Source organism: Pseudomonas sp. I8001, assembly GCF_013385345.1.
Taxonomy (GTDB): Bacteria; Pseudomonadota; Gammaproteobacteria; order Pseudomonadales; family Pseudomonadaceae; genus Aquipseudomonas.
Map to the genome: position 1 here is coordinate 211,240 of NZ_JACAQC010000007.1, position 23,115 is coordinate 234,354.

Consider the following 23,115-nt stretch of genomic DNA (forward strand, 5'->3'; position numbering starts at 1 on the left):
TTGCACTCCGCTACTCCACTGGGTCACTCACAGGCGTCGCAATAATCGCCTTCAACTCACTGGTCATCGGGAATTCCAGGTTCAAGCCCTTGGGCGGGATCGGCTGCTCAAACCAGCGCTGGTAAATCCCGTTGATCTCCCCCGAGCTGTACAGCCCGGCCAGGGTCTCGTTGACCACCGCGAGAAACTGCGGGTCGTCCTTGCGCACCATGCAGCTGTAGATTTCCCGCGACTGTTCTTCCCCGACCACCACCCACTTGTGCGGGTCCCTGGCCTTGGCGCGCTCGCCGTAGAGCAACGCGTCATCCATGTAGAACGCCGCCGCCCGGCCGGATTGCAGCATCTGGAAGGCTTCGCCGTGGTCCTTGGCGCTGATCACCGACATGTTCAGTTTGTGATCGACGTTGTAGCTCTTGAGGAACCGCTCGTTGGTAGTACCGGCGGTGGTTACCACGTTCTTGCCTTGCAGGTCGGCGAAGCTTTTGATGCCGCTGTCGTTGGCCGTCAGCAACTGGCCCTTCACGTAGATAAACCCGTAGGAAAACGCTACCTGCTTCTGCCGCTCGGCGGTCACGCCGGTGGAACCGCATTCCAGGTCCACGGTGCCGTTTTGCACCAGGGCAATGCGGGTCTGGGAAGTCACCAGGTTGTACTTCACGTTGAGCTTCGGCACACCGGTTTTCTGCTGGATACGCTCGACGATCTTGTTCGCCAGCTCCACCGAATAGCCCATGGGCTTGCCGCTGTGATCCCCCACATAGGAAAACGGCACCGAGGCATCGCGGTAGCCGAGGGTGATGCTCCTGGCGTTGGCGATCTTGCTAAGCGTACCGTCCAAGGGGGCCTCGGTGGCATGGGCCTGAGCCCCCAACAACAGCCCCAGGGTGCAGCCGATCAACGTGATTTTTTGCATTGTTATTCTCCGTTGGTGGTTAAAGGTTCAGGTACGGCGCACCGCAATGACACTGATCTCGACCAGCACGTCCGGTCGCGCCAACTGCGCCTGCAACGTGGTGCGCGTCGGTGCCTGCCCCGGCGATAGCCAGGCGGACCAGACTTCATTCATCGGCGCAAAACCCTCCTGGATATTGTTCAGGTAGATGGTCGCATTCAGCAGATGATCCTTGTCGCTGCCGGCCTCGGCCAGCAGTGCATCAATCCTGGCCAGCACCTCTTCGGTCTGGGTCTTTACATCACGGCCTTCGCCCGGCACCTGGCCGGACAGGAACACCAAATCCTGAAAAACCACGGCGCCAGACAAGCGGCTGTTGCTGTTGATTCGGGTGATGGTCATCGAAATATCCTCAAGCGGCTCGGGGCGCGAAGCCCTGCATATCAATGGAAGTGGTGTGCCGGCCAATCAACTCGGCCAGTACCTGGCCGCTGCCGCAAGCCAGGGTAAACCCGAGGGCGCCGTGGCCGAGGTTAAGCCACAGGTTGCTGTAGGCGCTGGCACCAATCAACGGCACGCCGGTAGGCGTGGCCGGGCGCATACCGGCCCATTCGACCGCGTGCTGGTAGTCACCGGCCAGCGGGAACGTCTCAAGTGCCTGGCGTTTAATCAGCGCCAGGCGCTTGGGTTCCAGGCGGGTGTCGAAGCCGACAATATCCACCATCGCCGCCACCCGCAGTTGCTCACCGATGCGCGCGTAGACGATCTTGCGGTCGTAATCGGTGATGCTGATGTTCGGCGCCTGATGCTGCGCGCCAATCGGCACGCTCAGGCTGTAACCCTTGAGGGGATACAGCGGCAGTGACATACCCGGCAAGGCCAGCTCGGGGCTGCGGTGCCCGGCGGCCAGCACCAGGTGCTGCACCGGCAAGACTTCACTGCCCATTTCGATAGCCTGCACGGCGCCTGCGCTGTGACGAATCGCCGTCACCTTGCGCCCCATCAGGAACGTGCAGCGCCCCGACGCTTCAAGGCGCGCCGCCAGTTGTTGGCAGAACCCATGGCAGTCGCCGACCTCCTCATTGGGCGTATAGATGCCGCCGGCAAAACTGGCGCTGTCCAGGGTCGGTTCCAGCCGTGCGCAGTCCGCCGCCGAGAGCACTTGCTGTTGCAGCGGGTCGGTCACTTTATTCAAGGCGCGTTCATAGCTGTCGAGGCTGCGAAAGGTCACCAGCTTGCCGTTGCGCCGCCAGTGGAAACCGCCCAGTTGGTCTTCTTCACGCCAGCGTTGCAGGGTGCCCTGGCTCAAGGACGCCAGGCGCAGCAGGTGGGCCGCATTGCGCTGGTTCACCGAGCCACGGCAGGCGCCCAGGAACGAGGCCATCCAGCGCCACTGCGCCGGGTCCATGCGCGGGCGCAGCTTCAGCGGCGAGTCACCGCGCAGCATCCAGCCGATGGCTTGCAACGGTACGCCCTTGTCGGCCAACGGCGCGACATAGCGGTAGGACAGTTGCCCGCCGTTGGCGAAGCTGGTCTCGCTGCCCAGGGTTTCCCGGGCTTCGACCACCGTCACCTGCATGCCGGCACGCACCAGCGCATAGGCACTCGCCAGGCCGATAACCCCGCCACCGATGATGCAAACCTGCTGAGCCATGTGCGTCCCTTAACCGTGCGATGTCAGGCTTGAAGGTTAGAGGCAGGTGACAGCGGCGGGACAATGAATAAAGATGGGTCACCCATAAACAAAGGTTATGGACTGCCCATGCGCTTGCGTCATATCGAAATCTTCCAGGCCATCCGCCAGACCGGTTCCATCAGCGCCGCCGCCCAGTTGCTGCATGTCTCGCAGCCGGCGGTGAGCAAGGTGCTGCAGCACGCCGAGTTGCAGTTGGGGTTCCCGCTGTTCCTGCGTATACGCGGCAAGCTGCAGCCAACCCCGGAAGCGCTAGCGCTGGAGCGCGAAGTCGACAAGGTGACCGAAAGCCTGCAAGGCGTGCGGCGCCTGGCGCAGAACCTGCGCCGCGAGCCGGGCCAGAGCCTGCGTATCGGCGCCACACCCGCGCTGGCCTTGTCGTTGCTGCCGCCGGCCATCCGCGAATGGACCCAACGCTACCCGGACATCGCCTGCGAGCTGTCCAGCGCCCACAGCCGCGAGCTGGTGCAAAACCTGTTGATGCGTGAGGTCGACGTGGCGCTGACCCTGCAACCGCCCGATCACCCAGGGCTGAACGCCCAGCCGTTGGCCCACGGCGTGCTGGTGGCGCTGGCGCCGCAGGGTTACTGGAAGGAAAACGAGCTAGGCAAACCGTTGCCGCTGATGGCCCTGGCGGGCGCGCCGTTGATTGGCCTGTCCAGCGCCGACCCGTTGTCGGCGAAGCTGGACAGCTACCTGGAAGCGGTCGATCCACCGCCACGGGTCAGCATCGCAGTGCAGACCTATTCCCTGGCCAGGGCCATGGTCGAATCCGGCGCCGGGCTGGCGGTGATTGATCCGTTCACCGCCCTCGGCGCATCACCGGCCACTACTTGCATTCGCCCCCTTGCGCCGCCGCTGCCAATCACCTTGTACGCCCTGACCCGCGCCGACGAACCGCCGCCGCATATGCTGGCGAGCCTGTTGGAGATCTTCGGCAGCCGGGCCCATGAGCAATTGGACCGGCTATAACACGTACCCCATGATCGCCACGAAATGCAGCAGGCTGCCGCCAATCACGAACAAATGCCAGATCCCGTGGGAGTGCCGCAAGCGGTCCTCCAAGGCAAAGAAAATAATGCCCACGGTATACAGCACCCCGCCCGACGCCAGCCAGGCAAACCCGGTAGGCCCCAGCGCAGCAATCAGCGGCTTGACCGCCACCAGCACAATCCAGCCCATCACCGCATAGATCACGATCGACAAAATCCGCGCCTCGGAGCGTGGCTTGATCTCCTGCAGGATGCCGATCACCGCCAGCCCCCACACAATCCCGAACAGCGTCCAGCCCCACGGCCCGCGCAGCGTCACCAGGCAAAACGGCGTGTAACTGCCTGCGATCAGCAGGTAGATCGAAAAGTGATCCACCTTCTGCATGATCGCTTTCTTGCGCCCGCGCACGCTGTGGTACACGGTCGACGCGCTGTACAGCACCAGCAACGTGAAACCGTAAATGGCCACGCTGACAATCTTCCAGGGGTTGCCGTCCATACCGGCCACCACCAACATCCATACCGCACCCACAAAAGCCGCAACCGCCCCGAGCAAGTGGCTCCAGGCGTTGAATCGTTCCCCGTGATACATGTGTCACTCACCTCGAATAACGGTTATCACCTCGACCATTCTGACGTCACCCACCCAATATCAGGTAACAACCTTTCTTCATTTGCCCAAATACACATGCCGATGGATGATTCGCTTCATCCTGTGGGAGCTGGCTTGCCGGCGATAGCGGTGTATCAGCAGCAGATGCATGTCTGACCCACCGCTATCGCAGGCAAGCCAGCTCCTACATAAAAGCCCCTCATCGGTAACGCCCATGCCCGACCTCGAACCTGCCCAGCCCCACCCGAGTCTGTGGCAATTGTTTTACAACTTCGCCATGGTCGGCCTGTTCGGCTTTGGCGGCGTGATGCCCTGGGCGCGGCAGATGATGGTCGACCGCAGGCAGTGGGTCAGCGAACAAGGCTTCAACGAGTTGCTGACCACCGGCCAATTTTTCCCCGGGCCGAATATCGCCAACGTCGGCATCATCTACGGTCGGCGCCTGCACGGCTTGCCGGGTGCGGTTGTGACCGTGGTCGGCTTGTATCTGTTCCCCTCGCTGATCACCGTGCTGGCCGGCTTCGCCTATGCCAAATGGTGGAGCCATGACGTGGTGCAGCAGATCTTCGGCGCGGTGATGCCGATCGCCACCGGGCTGATGCTCGGCACCACCTTACGCCTGCTCAAGGCCATGCCCAGGACCCTGGCCAACTACAGCGCGTTCGTCCTGACCTTCGTGTTGATGGCGGTGCTGGTGCTGCCGTTGTGGATGGTCTTGCTGATCTGCATTCCCAGCTCGTTGGCCTTGAGCTTCATGGGCAAGCAGAAGGTGGCCGGCTGATGCAGAGCGTGCTGTTTCACCTGATGATCCAATGCGCGCTGTGGTCGCTGATGGCGATTGGCGGCAACACCGTGGCCCTGAGCGATATCCACCGCTACACCGTCACCGACATGAACTGGATCACCGACGCCCAGTTCGTCGCCTTCTTCGCCTTGTCCCAGGCCTTGCCGGGGCCCAATGGCATGTTCCTGGTATTTATCGGCCAGCAAGCCGCCGGGTTGCCCGGCGCCCTGGTGGCCCTGACCGCCAAGCTGGTGCCCTGCTCGGTGCTCACCTACTTCGGCGCCGGCTGGCTGGAAAAACACAGCAAAACCCCGTGGGTGCAGCGGGTCAAAGGCAGCCTGCTGCCGATCTCCATCGGGCTGATCCTGGCCGCCAGCTACATCCTGATGAACAGCCTGGAAAACAACGCCACCAGCCTGGTACTGACCCTGGCCAGCGCTGCCGTGGTGTATTACACAAGACTCAACGCGATCTGGCTGATCATCCTCGGCGTAGTGTTAGGCCTGTGCAGTGCATGGCTGGGAGTGAACTGGTTTTAGGGGCACAATCGACGGCATTCGAACAAGAGTCACGCCCATGCTGATCGACGAAGAGTTCACCCTCAAGAAGCTGGAAATCTTCCTGGCGTTCATGCGCACCGGCAACCTGGCGCGGGCGGCGGCTGAACTGCAGACCAGCAACGTCAGCGTGCACCGGGCGATCCACTCCCTGGAAAACGCCCTGCGCTGCCCGCTGTTCAAGCACGAAGGGCGCAACCTCACGCCGCTGGAAAGCGCCTATGTGCTGGAAGAGCGTGCGCAGAAGCTGGTGCAGGATGTGGTCGACAGCGTGCGGGTGACCCGCGAGGCCGCCGGCTTTTCCGCCGAGCGCTTCAAGCTGGGCTCGCTGTATTCGCTGACGGTGAAGACCGTGCCGCAGTTGATCATGGGGCTGAAGATTCGCCGTAGCGAGCTGAATATCGACCTGATCCTCGGCTCCAATTTCGACCTGCTGTACAAGCTGAAGAACATGGAAGTCGATGCGATCCTGATCTCCCTCGACGAGCACGCCAACGATCCGGACTGCGAGCAGATCGCGCTGTTTTCCGACGACATCTTCCTCGCCACCCCGGCCGATTCACCCTTCGACCGCGAGCAGGAAATCGACCTGGCGGACGTGCGCGACGCCACCTTCATCACCCTCACCCAAGGCTTCGCCACCCATCAGGATGGCAACCGCGTATTCAAGCAGGCGGGGTTCGAGCCGAAGGTGGCGATGCAGGTCAACGACATCTTCACCCTGCTGAGCATGGTCAGTTCGGGCGTGGGTTATGCGCTGCTGCCGGGACGGATTGCGGCGGTGTACGAGAACCGGGTGAAGCTGATTCCCCTGCAACCGCGCTACCGTTTGCAGCAGCACATTGGCGTGGTGTTTCTGAAAGCCAAGGAACGCGACCCGAACCTGCTCGCGCTGTTGGCGGAGTGCCGGATGTATGCGAACCGCCAAACCTGACAATGATCCCCTGTGGCGAGGGAGCTTGCTCCCGTTCGGCTGCGCAGCAGTCGTAAAATCAGCGCCCGTGTTGTTTCAGGATGAATGCATTGGGACCGCTTCGCGCTCCAGCGGGAGCAAGCTCCCTCGCCACAAAAGCGGTCGACACCTCTCGGGTCAGCCGACAATCCCGCGCACGATGAAGTACAGCACCGACGGCCCCAGCAAGCACCCAAGCCCGGTGTGAAAGGTGGCGGTCAGTGCGCCATACGGCACCAACCGCCGGTCCGTCGCCGCCAGGCCTGCCGTCACACCGCTCACCGTGCCGGCCAAACCACCGAACACCATCGCCGAGCGCGGGTTATCCAGGCCCATCCAGCGTGCCGCCATGGGCGTGCCCACCATCACCAGGATCGCCTTGATCAACCCAGTCGCGATGGACAGCGCCACCACATCCGAGCTTGCACCCAACGCCGCCCCGGTCACCGGCCCGACGATGTACGTCACCGCGCCCGCGCCGATGGTGGTCATGCTGATCGCATCGCGATAACCAAACGCCCAGGCGATACTCGCGCCCACAATAAACGGCAGCACCGTGCCCAGCAGCAAGGCAATCGCACCAATCAAGCCGGCCTTGCGCGCCTCGGTGGCCTGTACTTCAAATGCCGTGGCCACGATGGCAAAGTCCCGCAGCATGGCACCGCCCATCAAGCCGATCCCGGAAAACAGCGCCACGTCCGCCAGGCCTTTCTGCCCGCCGGTCAAGGTGCCGCCCACCCAGGCCAGCACCAGCCCGATCACAATCGCGATGGCTGAGCCGTGGATGCGTCCGAAGGTCAGGCGCTTGGACAGCACCACCGAAATCCACATCACCACGCCGACAAATGCAAAGGCGGTGACCAAGCCGTTATTTGCCAGGCCTTTCTCGATGAGTTCCCACATATCAGCGACCTCCCGCGACAGGTGCAGCCGCAATCAGCGGCTCTTCATCGGGCAGCGGTTCGCCCTTGTGCGTGCGGCTGATCAAGGCAATCGTGCAACCGCACACCACCACCGAACCAATCGCCGCCAGCACCGCCACCGGGCCGCCGTGCAGCGCGGTCACCACGTTCTGTTGCGCCGCCATCGCCACCACCACCGGGATGTACATGGCACCCCAGAAGCCGACACCCATCTCGCATTCCTTGGTCATGCCGCCGTGTTTGTGCATCCACAACCGTGCGCAGATCAGCAGGATCATCGCGATCCCCACCCCGCCCACGTTGGATTTGACTCCCAGCAACACGCCGAGCATGTCGCCCAGAATCACGCCGGCCAACATGCAGATCGCCAGCAACGCCACACCGTAAATAATCATGATGGTTGTCCTCAAAGTGCTTCATCGAAATTGTTGTTTTTGTGCTTCGAAAGCCTTGGGCGGCAATGCCGATCCGATAAAGATGAATACCGTACCTGTGGCGAGGGAGCTTGCTCCCGTTGGGCTGCGTAGCGGCCCTGAAATCCTCGGAGCGCTGCGCACTCCAACGGGAGCACGCTCCCTCGCCACAGGTCATTGGTGACCCGCTCTATCTCTTGACCGACCAGCATCAGCCTTGGTGGAGCTCTATCGGTGATGGTTTCCCTCCTCTCGCAGCAAGGCCTGCAAGGTGTCCAGGCGGGCGCCTTCGAAGGCGATGACGGTGCCTTGCTCGAACACCCGGCGCGCGAGGCCCGTAAGCACGGCACCGGGAGGCAGTTCGATATGCAGGCGCACACCGCGCTCGAAGGCGCTTTGCACGGTGCCGCGCCAGTCGACGATGCGGCACATGTTGAAGGCGAGGTCGTCGCGCAGGTGTTCGGTGTTGTGGATCGGCCGGGCGCGGGTGCTGCTCAGGTAGGTGATGCTCGGCGGTTTCAGTGTCACTTGGGCGAAGGCTTGAGCCAGTGCTTCGGCGGGCTTTTCCAGCAGCACGCAATGGGACGGCACGCTGACGGCCAGGCGTTTGGCGACGCCGTTGCCGCGCACCAGATTGGCGACCGCCTTCATGGCCTCATCGCTGCCGGCGATGACCGTCTGGTTGTCGGCATTGATATTGGCCAGGTAAACCGGGGTTTGCGGGCTGTGGACCTGAGCAAGCAAGGCTTCGACGGTGGACAGGTCCGGGCCGATAAGGGCGGTCATGCCGTAGCCGTGGGGATACGCGTGTTGCATCAATTCGCCGCGCAGGCTGACGAGTTTCAACGCGTCGGCAAAGTCCAGCGAGCCGGCGATCACGGCGGCCGGATAGGCACCAATGGACAGGCCGGCGACGTAATCGGGGGTGTGTTCCAGCAAACGCGCACTGGCCACACCGGCAATCAACAGGCAGAGCTGCACGGCACGGGTCGAGGCCAGCGCTTCGGCAGAATCCAGGGTAAGTACATCCTCATTGAGGGCAGCACTGGCTTCGTCCAGCACCGCACGCGGCAGTTGCTGGAGCATGCCGGGACGCTGGGCGCCCTGCCCCGGGAATGCCAGGAGGCTACTCATGCCACGGCCTGCCACGGGTCGAGCACCAACTGCGCGCCGCTGGCGTTCTTCAGCAGCACGCGACGCGAACCACCGGCCCATTCACGCAACGCGACCGCGCCAAACGGCGTTTGCAGTTGCAGGTCCACGGCGCACACCGCCGTATCCAGTATCGCCAGCAGGTCCTCTGCATCGCTGCGTTCAAGCCGCTCGGGCGTGCGCAGAATCAAATCCAGATCGCTCTTGGCATGCAGCGCTTCGACGCCGCTGGCCAACTCGAAACCCGCACTGCCGGTGACGCCCCAACTCTCTCCCGCCAGCACCGGTCGCAACTGAGCGAGGGCCTGCAACGCCGGCAAATCCCTTGGCGAGATCACACCGCGCAGGTCTTCCGGCACCACGCGCCGCTGCACCGCCGCCATCGGCATCACGGCGGCGAAGCGCTGCTCGCGCAAGCGCCCGCGTACCCCCACCGCTACCTGGCCCGGCGACGCGACGGCACGCCGCACCACCACCGGATGCCCAGCGGCCAATGCTTCCAGCACCCAGGCCGGTGCATCAGCGGGCGCATGCGCCGGGGTCATGCCCCAGAGCAAGTCGTGAGCGTTCACCATTGCTCCCGCAGCAGTTGGCGCACGTGGCTGGAGGCCGCGCGATTGGCGGCGCCCAAGCGACCGCTCAGATCCCGACCGCCGGCCTGCACATCCTTGATCGCCTGCACCAGGCAATCGCTGACACGCGCCACATCTTCGCTGGTGGGCTGCTCGATCTGGCTGACCGACAAGGTCTCCCAGAGCAAGCCGAGGCTGGCATAACTGTCGATGTCATAGGCCATCGGCGGCACGCTGGCGGCCAGGGTTTCCAGCTCTTCAACACTGCGCAGGGTTACCCGCGCCGCCGAAGCCTTGCCCATGGCATGCACCATCACGCCGGGGTCGCGCAGGGCAATCAGGCGGTTGGCCTGGTAACCATGGGCGAGGAAGGCGCCGGACATCGCCTTGCCCACCAGCAGCGCGATCACCGGGTGACCGGCCAGGCGGGCACGGGCGTAGCTGTCGGCAGCGGCGGCCAATGCCTGGTGAATGCCCAAGGCCTCTTCGCGACGACCGTAGGCCTGGCTCGGCACATCCACGATGGCAATCAGCGGACGCTTGTCGCCGGTGTTGATCGCCTCATCAACGGCCTTGGCCAAGCCCCAGCCTTCCAGCAAACCGACTTCACCGTTGCGAGCGCGAGGGAAGCGGTTTTGTGGGTCGGTGACCACCGCGATAAAGCGCACTGGCTGATCACCGAGCACACCGTCGGCAACTTTCAGCGAGTTCGGCAAACCGCTCACTGGCGCTGCGTCGCCGCTCAATGCGTTGAACCACTGCAAACCTCTCATGAGCGTTCTCCCTGATACAGATCGCGAACAGTCGCCGGGTCGATTTGCGGTTCGGCGTTCAGTGCGGCCAGGCGTTCCAGATAGTGATCAACCTGACGGCTGCGCTGTTTTTCCGGCAAGCCTTGTTGCAGCAGCTCAGTGATTTGCTGCTGAATCTGCGCCACGTCGTCGGCCACATACCGGTCGGCCAAGCCGCTGTTAAAGCGTTGCTCACCGCCGGTCAGGCTCCAGATGAAGGGCCGGTCGCGGGAGTCGTATTCCTCAAGCCCGGCTTCCTGTTCGATCACCTGCGGGCCGTTCAGGCCAAGGCGCGCCTCGCGGGTCACCAGCAGATAACTGCACAGGCCCGCCGCGATGGACATGCCACCAAAGCAACCGACGCTGCCGGCCACCACGCCGATTACCGGCTGGTACTGGCGCAGGTCGACAATCGCCGCGTGGATATCGGCAATCGCGGCCAAGCCCAGGTTGGCTTCCTGCAAGCGCACGCCGCCGGTTTCCAGCAGCAGGATGGCGCGCGTCGGGATGCCGTTGCGGTTGTCCTCGGCGGCCAGTTCCAGTGCGCCGGCCATCTTCGCGCCGCCGACTTCACCGAGGCTGCCGCCCTGGAAATTGCCTTCGATAGCGGCGATGACCACCGGCAAGCCGGCGATGCTGCCCTTGGCGATCACCACGCCGTCATCTGCCTGAGGCACCACGCCCTGGCGACTCAGCCATGGCGACATGACGCGCTGGAACGGATCGATCAATTCGCGATAGCTGCCCGCATCGAGCAAGGCCTTGGCCCGCTGCCGGGCGCCGAGTTCGACGAAGCTGTGTTTGTTCAGCAAGTCAGTCATGACCGATCTCCTCGAAACCCTGCTCCAGGCGCAAGCGCACCACGCCGGGTGTGGCGCCAAAGTCGTGGATATCGATGTTCAATGCGGGAGGTGTCTGCTCCTGGAAGATCCGTTCAAACAGGTGCTGCCAACGTAGCTGCGCACCATTGACCGAGGTCTGCACCTGAATCGTCAGGGTGCCGGCGGTGCCCGGTTCCAGCAGCACTTCCAGGTCGCCGGAGCCGACGCAACCCACCAGCGCGCGGCCCTTGGCGGGCTGCCCGGCGGGGAATTCAAAGGATAAGGTTTCCATCACAGCGCTCCGTCGAGGCGGTCGATAAACAGGCAGGCGGCCAACAGGTCGGCGGCGCCACCGGGGGAGGCATTCAGCGCCAGCAGTTGCTGGTCCAGCTCATGCAGTTGGCGGCGGCCGGCGAGGCTTGCACTGCCGCCGGCGTCCAGCACCGCTTGGGCGCCTTGTTGCATGGCCTGCAAGCCTTCAGGGCCGGCGCGGTAGAGCACGCAGGTGTCGGCCAGGTCCGTCATGATCGCCAGCAAGGCATCGAGGCGCGCGTTCTGTTCGCCGTGTTGTTGCAGGCGGCTTTTTTTCAGCTGTGGCAGGCCGCGTTGCAGCACTGACGGGAAGCCCAGTTGCGCTTCTTCACGGGCGCCGCGAGCGCCGTAGCGTTGTGCGACCTGGGCGCCGTGGCTCAGCGGTTGAGGTGCGTAACGGTCGTTGAGCAAGGCCAGGCGGGCAGCACGCAACGTCACTGCGTTGGCAGTGCAGGATTCGGGTTGCAGTGCGGCAGCGGCGACTAACAGGCCGAGGGCCCAGATCGCACCGCGATGAGTATTTACGCCGCTGGTGGTGACGAGCATTGCCTGTTCGCCTTCGCGACCGATCCGCCCGAGGGCTTCACGCAAGGGCAAACCCACTTCGCCACATTCGATCGCCACTTCGGCCATTTCCTTGAACGCCGGCCACAACGACAGCGCCGAGGCGTGCATCAAGCCGAGGTGCAAATCGTTATGGGCACCGTTGCCGCGACGGTCTACCAGGGCGGGTTTCGGCGACAGGTCTGCCTCATCGATCAACGCGTCGACGGCCATGTCGGCCAGGCGTTCGGCCAGCGTCAGGTCGTGCAGTTTGAGTGCGTGCATTTACCAGCTCCTGAACTTGGCGGGCGGGTTGTACAAGCCACCGGACCACTCCACCAGATCGGCCACGCTCTTGGCGGCCAGCAGCTCGCGGGTAGCGTCGGTGCGGCGGATGCCGAGGTCTTCGGGCAGCGCAATCAAGCCCTCGCGACGCATGCGTGCGGTGTCCTTGGGGTTGTGGCGCAAGCCGATGGCGGTCACCCCGGCCACGGCGGCGATCATCGCCTGGCGCTCTTCCAAGGAACGGGCCTTATACAGGTAGGCGATGCCTTCTTCGGTGAGCAGGTGCGTGACGTCATCGCCGTAGATCATGATCGGCGCCAGGGGCATGCCGCTTTTGCGGGCGACTTCCACCGCGTCGAGGGTTTCGACGAAGGTGGGTTTACCACCTTCCTGGAACGTCTCGACCATCTGCACCACGAGCTTTTTGCCGCGTTCGAGCAAGGCTTCCGGGGCGTCGTCGTGGCGCATGTCGAGCCAGGCGGGTGTGCCATGGCGGCGACCGCGCGGGTCGTGGCCCATGTTCGGCGCACCACCAAAACCGGCGAGGCGGCCACGGGTAACGGTGGAGGAATGACCGTCGCCATCGACCTGCAAGGTGGCGCCGATAAACAGATCCACCGCGTATTGGCCAGCCAGCTGGCAGAACATCCGGTTGGAACGCAACGAGCCGTCGCGGCCGGTGAAGAACACATCCGGGCGAGCGGCGATGTAGTTTTCCATGCCCAGTTCGGTGCCGAAACAATGCACGCTTTCCACCCAGCCGCTTTCGATAGCCGGGATCAAAGTCGGGTGCGGATTGAGCGTCCAGTTGCGGCAGATCTTGCCCTTCAGCCCCAGGGATTCACCGTAGGTCGGCAGGATCAATTCGATGGCGGCGGTGTTGAAACCGATGCCGTGGTTCAGGGACTGAACGTTGTGTTTTTCGTAGATGCCACGGATCGCCATCATCGCCATCAACACATGCACCGGCTTGATGTGCCGTGGGTCGCGGGTGAACAGCGGTTCAATGTAGAAAGGCTTGTCGGCGACCACCACGAAGTCGACCCAGCTTGCCGGAATATCAACGCGCGGCAGATCGGTGACGTCATCCACCAACTGGTTGACCTGGACGATCACGATGCCATCGCTGAAGGCGGCCGGCTCGATCAGCGCGGGTGTGTCTTCGGTGCTGGGGCCGGTGTAGATATTGCCGGCGCGGTCGGCCATGAAACCGGCGGAGAGCACGACGTTGGGGATCAGGTCCACCACCAGCCGCGCGTAGAGTTCGATGTAGGTATGAATCGCGCCGATTTCCAACAGGCCGTCTTCCAGCAACTGGCTGATGCGCAGGGACTGGGTGCCGGCAAAGGAGAAATCCAGCTTGCGGGCGATGCCCTTTTCAAACAGGTCCAGGTGCTCGGAGCGGCCGACGCTGGGCATGATCATGTGCAGGTCGTGGAGCTTGGCGGGGTCGGCCTTGGCCAGGGAGCGCGAGAGGAAATCGGCCTGCTTCTGGTTGTTGCCTTCCAGCACCACGCGGTCGCCGGGGAGGATCAGGGCTTCCAGGGCTTCGACAATGCGCTCGCTGGGGAGTACGGCGCCATCGGCGAAGGATCGCACCAAGGCGAGGCGGCGCTGCTTCTCATCGCGCCGCCGCGTCCAGCGCGAGTCGGGGGAAGTTGTTGTTGTCATGGTCGCTCCACGGGATTTGCTGTCGTGGGCTGTACCTTAGGAGGGTATTGGGGGGGCATCAATCAAGCTGGGCGGTGAACCGTTACGATTGGAGTAATGGTTCATCAGCAAATGCTGAGGCTCGGGCTCAACACAGTTCAAATGTGGGAGCGGGCTTGCTCGCGAATGCGGTGGGTCAGTTGATAAATCGGGTACTGACACACCATATTCGCGAGCAAGCCCGCTCCCACATTTGCTCACCGCTGTTCGTGAGAACGTGCGCAGAAGTCCCAAAATGGGAACGATCAGTCCCTTTTTGGGACCGATCTCGCTTCATCACCCAGCCGCTATTTCTGATGAGTCACCCACTGTTCGACCTCCATCAACAGCGCTTGAGTATGCGCAATCAGTTGCTCCAACAACCCCTCATCCTCATCCATATACCCTTCATATTCCGCCAGGTTGCGGCGCTCGTGGCATAGCGCAAACAGTCTTACCTGAACCTTGTTGGCTGCGGTGGTATGAACCAGGCATTGGAACACCAGATAGCGCTTGTCCGAGCGATAGCCGTGCAAGCGCAAGGCTGTGAGGGCGATTGCGTGGGCCGCGTTGTAAGCCAAATCAAAACGGCTGGCGAAAGATAATTGCGGGGTTTTGGCGTCCTTCAATCGATCACGGGCAGAGCGCATCAACCCATCACATTCCTTGCGATCCGGCGGCTCTGCCTTCAAGCCACCACTACGTTGCAGGTTCTCCAGGTTGGCCTTGCTGTCCATCCTTGGACTCCACGGGGTTTTCCCCAATCAGGTTGATCTTGTCCTGCTCCGCCACCCTTTGCACAAAACTGTTACCGGCATTCCATTTGCCGATCCAGTCTTCGGGGGTATAGAGCGTCGGGTTGATGGTGCGGCCCAGTTGCTCTTCCAGCGGCATGAGCTGCTCCATGACTTCACTGTAGTTGAGGTTTTCGCCGATCAGCATCAGATCTATGTCACTGGATGAGTGCGCCTCGCCCTTGGCGATGGAACCGTAGATAAATGCCCACTTCAGTTGCGCGGCAAATGGAGCCAGTGCGTTGCGCAATGGCTCGTCCAGGCTCAGGGTCTTGCGCACGATGGCCACCAGCTCCGAGTAGATGGGGCACTGCGGATTGGCCTGGTAGTGGGTTTGGTTGCCCTGGCGCGTCAAGGTCAGGATGCCTGCCAACTGCAAACGCTCCAGCTCGCGGGTCAGGCTGCCCTTGCCCACCTTTGCCCAGCGGGCGATTTCATTGGTGAAGAAGCTATGGTCGGGCTTGCCAAAGAGCAAACCCAAGACTTTCTGCTGAGTCACGGTGAATAGCGCAGTGCTAAGGGGCAGGGTTTGCATGGCAGCGACCGAAGAGTCCCAAAAAGGGAACGATAGGTCCCTTTTTGGGAACGATCAAGTTTTTAGGCTGCGCAAGAAGGAGCAACCTGCTCCAGTGCCTGATCAACCAGTAACTGCCCCAGCTCACTCATCTGCTGAATGGCCAGCACCACGCCGCGCTGGGAACCTTCCAATTCAAAGGCCAGGTTGGAGGTCAACGCGTTGAGTGAGGCAAAGGTTTCAGAAGCGTTGGCCAGCAGGGCTTCGGTGGATTGAGAGGGGGTGACGGTAAAGAGTGAAGATGAAGCCGAAGTCGGAAAGTAATGATCCATGGCACGCTCGGCGGCGGCCTGGAGTTTGCGGTGTTCGATTTCAGCGTTGTGGGGCGGATTGGGGGTAGGTTTGAACATGATGAAACTCCTAAACAGATGAGTAAGGAGCGCCACCGTTCGCTTGCACGCGAATAAGGGTGGCGACCGTGCGCAGGTGTGCAAGACCGGGCCTGTTTAGGACACCCAGCAGGTCCGAAGACCTCCTGCGCGCAGCCGCCATAAAGCAGCGAGCACAAAAAACGCCCGTTGGATGGCTGGGCGTTTGTACGCCTAAACAGTTTCGTCGGACTTGCACGTCCGTGTCACCGTTTTTTGCGATGACGCACGAAGACTAGGCGCGATCGCAAGGCACAACAAGTTCATGCACAGCGCGAGAGGTTGCAGGAAAAATCCGACTGTAAAGCGCACGCCGATTGCTCCTACAAACTTTTCGGGTTGTTGCTCGGAACCCGTCTCTCTAGCCTTTTCGGTCCGAAGCATGTCACCGATTGGGCGTTATGAATCTGATATCCAAACCTGATACAAGGCCATTGCAGAGCGTGATGTATCACATCACAATCTCGCCATGATCGTTAGCTGGAAGCATAAAGGCCTCAGGGTCTTTTTTGAGACTGGTTCTACTAAAGGTATCAACGCAGACCATGCAAAACGCTTGCGTCGTGTGTTGCTGGTTCTGAATAGAGCCACACACCGTGATGAACTGGACATGCCCGGTTGGCGGTTTCACCGATTGAAAGGCGATCTGATCGACTACTGGTCCGTCAGTATCAGCGGTAACTGGCGCATTATTTTTCGGATGTTCAACGACCAAGTAGAACTGGTCGATTATTTGGACTATCACTGAGTAAAGGCATCGATATGGACATGCATAACCCTCCCCACCCTGGCGAAATCCTGCTTGAGGACGTGATCCCGGCCTTGGGCATCACCATTACTGAAATGGCACGGCGCCTTGGCTTCGCCAGAGAAACATTCTCTAGAATCCTCCACGGACACGCGCCAATCAGCCCGGATCTTGCGGTAAGGCTTGAACGGGCAGGTATCAGCAAAGCTCGGTTGTGGCTTTCGATGCAAAGTGCCTATGACCTGTGGCAGGCAGAGCATCGAGATCAACCGAAAATCGAACGGTTTGCACGGATTGACTGACGGTTACACTCAGGCCAATCCGGCCTCGACCAACAACGCCTCCAATCCCATCAAGTCCGGCACCCTGGCCACATGCTCCCCCACCTGCACCGCCGCCAACTCCAGCGGGCACAACGGCACGTCCACATAACTCAACTGGCTATCGAGCTTGTACGAACGCGGAATCCCCTGGATCACCAACGCAATAAACTTCAACGTCGGCCGTCCTCCGAGGGTGTTCAACACCACAATCCGCGCCCGCTCTCCCACCACGCCCGACTCGCCACACGCGGCCTCAAAGCTGATCAACGGCAACTGCCGATCCCGCCAGGTAACCTGCCGCAAATACCACGGCGGCGCATCACTGGCCGGTTCGCCGCGCTGGAAGTCGATCAGCTCGGCCACGGCGACGTTGGGCAACAACAGGTGACGGTCGGCCAATGGCAGCAGCAAGCCGGTGAGTTGAGTTGCGCGGTGATCAAGCACGGGACTTGCTCCAGTAAGCGATGCTTTCCAGCAGCACCGACTCTTGATAAGGCTTGCCGAGGTAGTCGTTGACGCCAATCGCCATCGCACGATCACGGTGTTTTTGCCCGGTGCGGGAGGTGATCATGATGATGGGCATGCGCATCAGCCGCGGGTCGTCGCGCACCTGGATGGCCACTTCGAAGCCGTCCATGCGCGGCATTTCGATGTCGAGCAGCATCAGGTCCGGGGTGTGCTCTTCCAGCACGGCCATGGCGTCGATGCCGTCCTTGGCGGTGAGCACGTTCATGCCGTTGCGCTCCAGCAGGCGGCTGGTGACTTTGCGCACGGTGACCGAGTCGTCCACCACCAGCACCAGCAGCGGGCGCTTTTTCAGCGGGTCGTTGAGGATCAACGGAGCGTCCGCCGCCTGGGCCGGCAACGCCGGTGGCCGGGCGCGGATATGCGCCATCAGGTCGATGATCAGCACCACGCGGCCATCGCCAAGGATGGTTGCGCCAGACACGCCCTTCACCCCGGCAAACTGCGGCCCCAGGCCCTTGACCACGATCTCCCGGGTGCCGGCCATGGCGTCCACTTGCACCGCCACGCGCCGTTCGTTGCATTGCACCAGCAGCACCGGCAGCGGCTGGTACTGGCCCAGCAGGTTCGGCCGGCCGACGGTGTGCAGCAGGTCGCCGAGGTAGAACAGTTCATAGCGTTGGCCGGCGTATTCGTAGCGCGGCGGGTCCTGCTGATAGTGCCCTTCCAGCTCATGGGGCATGACCCGCACCAGCCCTTCGATGGTGTTCAGCGGGATCGCGTATTGATCGTCGGCACACTGCACCATCATCGCCCGGTTGACCGACACGGTGAACGGCAGGCGAATGCGAAAGTGCACGCCCTCTCCCGGCGTCGAGTCGATGACCATCGAGCCGCCCAGCTGGCGCACTTCTTCATGCACCACGTCCATGCCCACGCCACGCCCGGAAATCTGGGTGATTTTTTCGGCAGTGGAAAACCCCGGTTGCAGGATGAACTGCAACACGTCGCGGTCGCTGATTTCCAGGCTGGGGTCGAGCAAGCCACGCTTGATCGCCTTGCGCCGCACAGCTTCAAGCGGCACGCCGGCGCCGTCGTCGCGCATGTCGAAAACGATGTCGCCGCCTTCGTGGGTCAGGTCAAGGGTGATGCGGCCTTTCTCGGGTTTACCGGCCAGCAATCGTGCATCGCGGGATTCCAGGCCGTGGTCGACGGCGTTGCGCAGCATGTGTTCCAGCGGCGCGACCATGCGCTCCAGCACGTTGCGGTCCATCTCGCCTTCGGCATTGCCGACGATAAATTCCACGTCCTTGCCCAGCTCGCCCGCCACCTGCCGCACGATGCGTTTAAGCCGTGGCAGCATGCGTTCGAAGGGCACCATGCGCGTGCGCATCAGGCCTTCCTGCAACTCGGTGTTGATGCGCGCCTGTTGCTGCAGCAGGTTGTGGGCGTCCTGGTTGCGGCGGTCGAGGGTTTCCTTGAGGTCGAGCAGGTCGGAAGCCGATTCGAACAAGGCCCGGGACAGTTGTTGCAACTGGGAATGGCGGTCCATTTCCAGCGGGTCGAATTCTTCGTAGCCCAGGCGTTCGGCCTCGGCCTGCTGGCGGCTGAGGATGCGGCCCTGGGTCTCGGTGTCGAGGCGGCGCAGTTGATCGCGCATACGCTCGATGGTGGTTTCCACCTCGTTGAGGGCAACGCTCGCATCGTTGACCTGCTGCTCGATACGCCCACGGAAGATCGAAGTTTCACCCGCCAGGTTGACCAGGTCATCCAGCAAGTCGGCAGAGATCTTCACCATGTCGGCGGCCGGGTCGCTGGCCGGCACCGCCTCGGTTTTGGTTGCCGTCAACGCCAGCGGTGCGTCCGTCACTTCAGCCGGACGCACCAGGCTCTTGATGCGCTCGATCAGCAGGTCCACCGAGCCCACCGGCATTCCCGCCGCCACCGCATCGATCATCTGCGCCAGGCGGTCGTGGCAGCCTTGCAGCAAGGCGAACAGCTCCGCCGAGGGCGCCAGCAAACCTGCCGACAAGCCCTCATAGAGAAACTCCAGCTCATGGGCCAGGTCGCCAATCGGACCGATCTCGACCATGCGAGCGCCGCCCTTGAGGGTGTGCAGGTCGCGCAGCAGTGTCTCGACTTCCTGGCGATTTTTCGGCTCGGCCTGCCAGCGCAACAGCGCGGCGCCGGAGCTGTCGAGGATGTCGGCGGCCTCTTCGAGAAAGATATCCAGCAGCTCGGGATCACTGCCCGGCGTCTCGACTTCGGCGGCCGCTGCGGGCGCCGCTTGTCCGGTGCCTTGGCGCAACTCACGCAAGTGGCTGATCAGGTCGGAGGAGTCGCTCAACGGTTGCTGGTGTTGCAGTTGCTCAAGCAACAGCGCCAGCCGCTCATGACTGGCCATCAACACATTGGCCAGCTCGCTGGAATAGCTGTAGCGCCGGTCCACCAAACCTTCGTAAAGGTTTTCCAGCTCAAGGGCCAGGTCGCCCACCGCGCCGATTTCAGCCATGCGCGCGCCACCCTTGAGGGTGTGCAAATCCCGCTGCAACGATGACAGCGGCGCTGCGTTATCCGGGTCCAGCAGCCAACGCTTCAAGGACTGGCCGGCGCTGTCGAGGATGTCCACAGCTTCCTCAAGGAAGATCTCGACGATCTCGTCATCCACCGCGAAGCTCTGGTCGAGCTTCGCCGTAGCGGCGCCCAGCTCGGAGATGCTCAGCGCGCGGCTGCCATCGGTCTTGATCAAGCCGGTGGCGGACGGGTCGAGGCCTTCATCCAGCAGCTCGCGCAGGGCGCGTACCCGGGCTGGCGCCGCGCTGATTTCCTGGCCGGCGGCCAGTTGGTCGAGCATGTTGATCAGGGCTTCGTGGGCCTGTTCGGCCTCGTGGAAAAAGCGCTCGCTGACCGCCAGGCTGCTTTCTTCCACTGCACCGTAGAGGTCGAGCAAGGCTTCGCACAATTCGTCCATCGGGTGCAGGTCGGCGAGGTGCGCGCCTTCGCCGAGGGTGGTCAGTTCGTCCAGCAGCGCGCTCAGTTCCTGGCGTTCGCCGGGGTGCTGTTGCCAGCGGCGCAGCAGGCTTTCGGCGTCCAGCAGGATGTCCATGCCCTGGGCCAGGAAGTTGGCGATCAACTGCGGGTCGCGCTTGATCCGCAGGCCGGTGTTGGGCGCATTCAGCAAGGCTTCAAGCTGGCTGTTCAGCAGGTTTTGCGTGCGCTCGATCAGCCCTGCTGCACCATTGATGGCCGCGTGAGGGTCACTGTCCAGCTGGCGCACGCCGCGCTGGAACAACGCTTCGGCCTCCAGCAGCAATTCGATTTCATCCAGGTCCAGCGGCAGGCGGTGGGCCTTGTATTCGCGGGTCAGGTGATCCAGCGGGCGCGCCAGTTCGGCGATGGGCAACACACCGGCCATATAGGCGCTGCCTTTGAGGGTGTGCAGTGCGCGTTGCAGTTCATCACTGACTTGCAGCGGCAGGTGCTCGGTGGCCTGTTGCAGGAAGTGGTTGAGGCTGTCGAGGTGGCTCTGGGCTTCGTTGCGGAAGATTTCCAGCAACTGCGGGTCCAGGGCGGCCGGGTCTGTGGCCGACGGTTCGACACGGCTGGCCAAGGCGTGCGCCCGCGCCGCCAGTTCGTCTACGTCATCGCGCTGGCGCTGGGCATCGTCGGCAAAATCGGTGATCAGTTCCGGCAGCAATTCCAACACGTCATCCAGCACTGCTTGCACATCCGGGCCCGGCGCAACGCTGCGCTCCAGCACGCGGTTGAGCAGGTTTTCCACGGCCCAGGCCAGCTCTGCCAACACCAGGGCGCGCACCATGCGGCCACTGCCTTTCAAGGTGTGGAAGGCGCGGCGCATTTCGCTCAGGGTGGCCTTGTCTTCCAGGCTGGCGGTGCCGGCAGGCACATAGCGATGCAGCACGTCGAGAACTTCGGCGGTTTCTTCGAGGAAGACTTCCCGCAGTTCATCATCGATGGCTTCTTCACCGGCGGGCGGCGGCAGCAGGCTGCCGGGACGCTGGAGTGCCGGCGGGTTGAGGCGCGAGGTGGGGCTGGCCAACGCATCGGCGAGGAACGGGGTTTGCTCCGTGGGCGTATCACCCTGCTCAAGCAGTGCCTGGCGCCAGGGTTTTTCGGCCGGCAAATAGCCCAGCGCGGCCAGGCCTTCAGCGGCGACTTCCAGCACCCGTTCGCCCGGGGCGTCGTGGTCCTGGAGCATGCGTTCCAGGTAGTACTCGAGGCTGGTGAGCACATCGGCAAAATGCTCAAGCTGCGCCTCGGAAGGTGCGGCGTCGCCGACCATCAGTTGCTCGTTGACGTAGTCATTGCAGCCACGCATCAGGCTCGCCGCACGGGGCAGCGGAATCATCGCCAGCGCGCCGCGCACCTGGGTCAGCAACTCGGGCAGCGACTCCAGGCGCTGGCGGTCCCAGTGAGCCTCGATGCAGTCGATCACCAGCTCTTTGGCCTGGGTCAGGCACTGGCAGGATTCGCGGATGACGAGGTGGTGGATCTGCGTCAGGTCGGTGGTAGGCAGGCGGCTTTCTTCGCGGCGCTCCGGCTCGACAGTGCCGACCATCCCGGCCAGCGTGGCCTCGACGTAGAGCAACGCACCGGCAACGTCCATCAATACCGCATCGTTGGGTTCGCGCTGCCCCTGGGCCAGGCCGAGTACCACCGCCAGTTGGTCGATGATCACTTTGCGCGGCTGGCCGAAGCCCAATACCGCCAGGGTATCGGCGATCTGCCGCAGCGGCGCCAGCAACGCCTCAAGGTCCGAGGCGTGCTGACGGTCGCTGCGTACGAACAGGTCCAGGCGTTCCTTGACCCGCACCAGCTCCTCGCACAACGCGCCGAGCACCGAGCCCATCGCGTCGCGGTCCGGGCCGGCCAGGCGGGCGCGTTCGGCGTCCACCACGGCGCTGTCGGGCAAAGCTTCATCGAGGCCATATCGTTCTTTCAAACTTTGCATCCGTGGAGTCGGTCGGGTGACTTTGGCGACGTAGAACAACAGGCTCTTGAGCAGCTCATCCGGGGCCGGGGTGTTGACGCCGTTGATGCCCTGGATCAGCAGGCGCTTGAGTTGCTTGTCGCAGGCCTTGAGCAAACTGCGCAACGCCGGGCTGTTGGCAACCACGCCAATGAGCATGCCTTCCACCAGCGCCGAGGTGACCTGCCACAACGGTAACAGCGGCGCACCATGGCACAGGGCTTCGAGGCGGGCGAAGACCCGCGCCATGTCTTCCAGGTTGCTGGGGCCGTGGTCTTCGCGCAGCAAACCGACCAGCGCCTGTTGCAGCATCTGCCGCCACTGGCGCAGCAGTTCGGGGAAATCCTCTGGCGTGCGCTGGGCCAGGGCGTCTTCGGGCAGCGGCGGGATCACCAGCAGTTGCGGGCTGAACAGGCTGGTTTCCGAGAGCAGGCTTTCGCCGCGCACGCTGCGCAGGTCGTTGAGCAGCGGCAGCACCACCAGGGGCAGGTCGCGCCGGGCGCTGTGTACGCGGTCGAGGTACAGCGGCAGTTGGCCAAGGCCCTGTTGCAGCAGGCGAATGCCTTCGTCGCGCTGGCTGACGCGCGCGCCTTGCAGGGCGAGGGCCAGTTGTTCCATTTCTTCAGCGAACAGGGCCGCGCCGTAGAACTCGACCATCAACAGGCTGCCATGCACCTGATGGATGCATTCCAGGCACTGGCCGATGGCCTCGCTGCTGCTTTCTTCAACATAGGCGTCCAGCGCCGAACGGGCCTGTTTCAGGGTTTCGGCAATTTCGCCCTTGACCCATTCGAGGGCCACGTAGTCGTGCCGATCAACCATAACCGCTCCCGTCTGAATTCATGAGTTGCTGGTAGTGCTGGGTCATG

General features: G+C 62.7%; 24 protein-coding genes. 6 read left to right on the top strand and 18 right to left on the bottom strand.

The annotated features are described in order from the left end of the window. Positions 1-10 precede the first annotated feature (10 nt). Genes HX839_RS05465 through HX839_RS05475 form a run of 3 tightly spaced genes read right to left on the bottom strand, consistent with a single transcriptional unit; the run spans position 11 to position 2,546 of the window. On the bottom strand, positions 11-913 hold the full coding sequence (locus HX839_RS05465; protein ID WP_087693232.1) for a transporter substrate-binding domain-containing protein: 903 nt from the start codon (positions 911-913) through the stop codon (positions 11-13). A gap of 27 nt (positions 914-940) precedes the next feature. Continuing rightward, on the bottom strand, positions 941-1,294 hold the full coding sequence (locus HX839_RS05470; protein WP_177022320.1) for a RidA family protein: 354 nt from the start codon (positions 1,292-1,294) through the stop codon (positions 941-943). 10 nt (positions 1,295-1,304) lie between these two features. Continuing rightward, entirely contained in the window at positions 1,305-2,546 is a 1,242-nt protein-coding gene (locus HX839_RS05475; protein ID WP_003216831.1) for a D-amino acid dehydrogenase, read from the bottom strand. A 108-nt stretch (positions 2,547-2,654) separates the two neighbouring features. On the opposite strand from HX839_RS05475, the gene HX839_RS05480 reads away from it, so the two are divergent. Then, positions 2,655-3,557 carry a LysR family transcriptional regulator gene (locus HX839_RS05480; RefSeq protein ID WP_177028010.1) on the top strand — a complete coding sequence of 301 codons (903 nt, stop codon included), beginning with the start codon at positions 2,655-2,657 and terminating at the stop codon, positions 3,555-3,557. On the opposite strand, the gene HX839_RS05485 is transcribed toward HX839_RS05480, so the two are convergent. Next, on the bottom strand, positions 3,552-4,169 hold the full coding sequence (locus tag HX839_RS05485; protein WP_177066835.1) for a hemolysin III family protein: 618 nt from the start codon (positions 4,167-4,169) through the stop codon (positions 3,552-3,554). The genes HX839_RS05480 and HX839_RS05485 overlap by 6 nt on opposite strands. Before the next feature lie 235 nt (positions 4,170-4,404). Here HX839_RS05485 and HX839_RS05490 point away from each other — a divergent pair, with 235 nt between their 5' ends. Genes HX839_RS05490 through HX839_RS05500 form a run of 3 tightly spaced genes read left to right on the top strand, consistent with a single transcriptional unit; the run spans position 4,405 to position 6,465 of the window. After that, on the top strand, positions 4,405-4,971 hold the full coding sequence (locus HX839_RS05490; RefSeq protein ID WP_003216826.1) for a chromate transporter: 567 nt from the start codon (positions 4,405-4,407) through the stop codon (positions 4,969-4,971). Continuing rightward, positions 4,971-5,513: a chromate transporter gene (locus HX839_RS05495; protein ID WP_087693236.1), complete on the top strand. Its 543-nt coding sequence runs from the start codon at positions 4,971-4,973 to the stop codon at positions 5,511-5,513. The genes HX839_RS05490 and HX839_RS05495 overlap by 1 nt, the downstream gene beginning before the upstream one ends. A gap of 37 nt (positions 5,514-5,550) precedes the next feature. Then, the gene (locus HX839_RS05500) at positions 5,551-6,465 is read left to right on the top strand and encodes a LysR substrate-binding domain-containing protein (RefSeq protein WP_003216822.1); all 915 of its coding nucleotides are present in this window, start codon (positions 5,551-5,553) and stop codon (positions 6,463-6,465) included. A gap of 156 nt (positions 6,466-6,621) precedes the next feature. Here HX839_RS05500 and madM read toward each other — a convergent pair whose 3' ends face one another. The 12 genes from madM to HX839_RS05560 form a co-directional block, all read right to left on the bottom strand. After that, positions 6,622-7,386: a malonate transporter subunit MadM gene (gene madM, locus HX839_RS05505; RefSeq protein ID WP_003216820.1), complete on the bottom strand. Its 765-nt coding sequence runs from the start codon at positions 7,384-7,386 to the stop codon at positions 6,622-6,624. Between the two features lies 1 nt (position 7,387). Next, positions 7,388-7,801 carry a malonate transporter subunit MadL gene (gene madL, locus HX839_RS05510; RefSeq protein WP_003216818.1) on the bottom strand — a complete coding sequence of 138 codons (414 nt, stop codon included), beginning with the start codon at positions 7,799-7,801 and terminating at the stop codon, positions 7,388-7,390. 246 nt (positions 7,802-8,047) lie between these two features. Further along, complete coding sequence (gene mdcH, locus HX839_RS05515) at positions 8,048-8,953, bottom strand: malonate decarboxylase subunit epsilon (RefSeq protein ID WP_177066836.1); 906 nt, start codon at positions 8,951-8,953, stop codon at positions 8,048-8,050. Continuing rightward, positions 8,950-9,546 (bottom strand): malonate decarboxylase holo-ACP synthase, encoded by a 597-nt coding sequence (locus HX839_RS05520; RefSeq protein ID WP_003216812.1) that lies wholly within the window; start codon positions 9,544-9,546, stop codon positions 8,950-8,952. Before HX839_RS05520 ends, mdcH begins: the two co-directional genes overlap by 4 nt. After that, a complete protein-coding gene (mdcE, locus tag HX839_RS05525; RefSeq protein ID WP_177066837.1) occupies positions 9,540-10,316 on the bottom strand; it encodes a biotin-independent malonate decarboxylase subunit gamma in 777 nt (258 codons plus the stop codon). The genes HX839_RS05520 and mdcE overlap by 7 nt, the downstream gene beginning before the upstream one ends. Then, positions 10,313-11,155 carry a biotin-independent malonate decarboxylase subunit beta gene (locus HX839_RS05530; RefSeq protein ID WP_177041208.1) on the bottom strand — a complete coding sequence of 281 codons (843 nt, stop codon included), beginning with the start codon at positions 11,153-11,155 and terminating at the stop codon, positions 10,313-10,315. The genes mdcE and HX839_RS05530 overlap by 4 nt, the downstream gene beginning before the upstream one ends. Next, entirely contained in the window at positions 11,148-11,447 is a 300-nt protein-coding gene (locus HX839_RS05535) for a malonate decarboxylase subunit delta (protein WP_003216806.1), read from the bottom strand. The genes HX839_RS05530 and HX839_RS05535 overlap by 8 nt, the downstream gene beginning before the upstream one ends. Further along, positions 11,447-12,295, bottom strand: a complete 849-nt coding sequence (locus HX839_RS05540; protein ID WP_177066838.1) for a triphosphoribosyl-dephospho-CoA synthase — start codon at positions 12,293-12,295, stop codon at positions 11,447-11,449. Before HX839_RS05540 ends, HX839_RS05535 begins: the two co-directional genes overlap by 1 nt. Continuing rightward, positions 12,296-13,966, bottom strand: a complete 1,671-nt coding sequence (gene mdcA, locus HX839_RS05545) for a malonate decarboxylase subunit alpha (RefSeq protein WP_023659312.1) — start codon at positions 13,964-13,966, stop codon at positions 12,296-12,298. It abuts the gene before it with no gap. A gap of 326 nt (positions 13,967-14,292) precedes the next feature. Then, positions 14,293-14,721: a hypothetical protein gene (locus tag HX839_RS05550; RefSeq protein WP_177066839.1), complete on the bottom strand. Its 429-nt coding sequence runs from the start codon at positions 14,719-14,721 to the stop codon at positions 14,293-14,295. Then, complete coding sequence (locus HX839_RS05555) at positions 14,684-15,313, bottom strand: nucleotidyltransferase domain-containing protein (protein WP_177066840.1); 630 nt, start codon at positions 15,311-15,313, stop codon at positions 14,684-14,686. Before HX839_RS05555 ends, HX839_RS05550 begins: the two co-directional genes overlap by 38 nt. 62 nt (positions 15,314-15,375) lie before the next feature. After that, positions 15,376-15,702 carry a DUF6124 family protein gene (locus tag HX839_RS05560; protein WP_023659313.1) on the bottom strand — a complete coding sequence of 109 codons (327 nt, stop codon included), beginning with the start codon at positions 15,700-15,702 and terminating at the stop codon, positions 15,376-15,378. A gap of 487 nt (positions 15,703-16,189) precedes the next feature. Here HX839_RS05560 and HX839_RS05565 point away from each other — a divergent pair, with 487 nt between their 5' ends. Together HX839_RS05565 and HX839_RS05570 are read left to right on the top strand one after the other, a co-directional pair. Further along, entirely contained in the window at positions 16,190-16,468 is a 279-nt protein-coding gene (locus HX839_RS05565) for a type II toxin-antitoxin system RelE/ParE family toxin (protein WP_087693244.1), read from the top strand. A 14-nt stretch (positions 16,469-16,482) separates the two neighbouring features. Then, positions 16,483-16,770 carry a HigA family addiction module antitoxin gene (locus HX839_RS05570; protein ID WP_087693245.1) on the top strand — a complete coding sequence of 96 codons (288 nt, stop codon included), beginning with the start codon at positions 16,483-16,485 and terminating at the stop codon, positions 16,768-16,770. Between the two features lie 9 nt (positions 16,771-16,779). Here HX839_RS05570 and HX839_RS05575 read toward each other — a convergent pair whose 3' ends face one another. After that, positions 16,780-17,235 (bottom strand): chemotaxis protein CheW, encoded by a 456-nt coding sequence (locus HX839_RS05575; RefSeq protein WP_003213725.1) that lies wholly within the window; start codon positions 17,233-17,235, stop codon positions 16,780-16,782. Then, entirely contained in the window at positions 17,228-23,068 is a 5,841-nt protein-coding gene (locus HX839_RS05580) for an Hpt domain-containing protein (protein ID WP_177066841.1), read from the bottom strand. The genes HX839_RS05575 and HX839_RS05580 overlap by 8 nt, the downstream gene beginning before the upstream one ends. Positions 23,069-23,115: the final 47 nt, after the last annotated feature.